Below are 308 nucleotides of genomic sequence, written 5' to 3'. Positions count from 1 at the left end.
CCTGGCTACCATCGGCGTTATGCACCGTGACACGCCCGTCATCGCCCCAGGCATAGCGCGTGTCCATCTGCAAAAAACTCGCCCAATGCCGCACGCAGCGAGCCGCCTTGCCCGCGCCTTCCCACGCCCAGAAGAAACTCGCCCCACCGGCTAACTGCCGCTCGACAATGACGTGCTGATCGTCGTACCGATAACGCTCGCTTTCACCGACGGCATTGGTCGCACACACCAGTCGGCCAGCTTCGTCATAGGCGTAGGAAACGATGTTCTGCTCGGTTTCCCAAACGTAGGGCTCACGCCCTTTGGCG

At 61.7% G+C, this 308-nt stretch carries 1 protein-coding gene; it reads right to left on the bottom strand.

Going from position 1 to position 308, the window contains the following annotated elements; translation table 11 throughout:
- A partial coding sequence (locus OC445_RS26970) for an RHS repeat domain-containing protein (protein ID WP_262020461.1) occupies positions 1-308 on the bottom strand: 308 nt, incomplete at both ends.

This window comes from Pseudomonas sp. Pse35, from assembly GCF_024519715.1.
In the GTDB taxonomy this organism is placed as follows: domain Bacteria; phylum Pseudomonadota; class Gammaproteobacteria; order Pseudomonadales; family Pseudomonadaceae; genus Aquipseudomonas; species Aquipseudomonas paracarnis.
The sequence above is the reverse complement of the archived record's forward strand: the minus strand, read 5'-3'. Positions and strand labels throughout refer to the sequence as shown.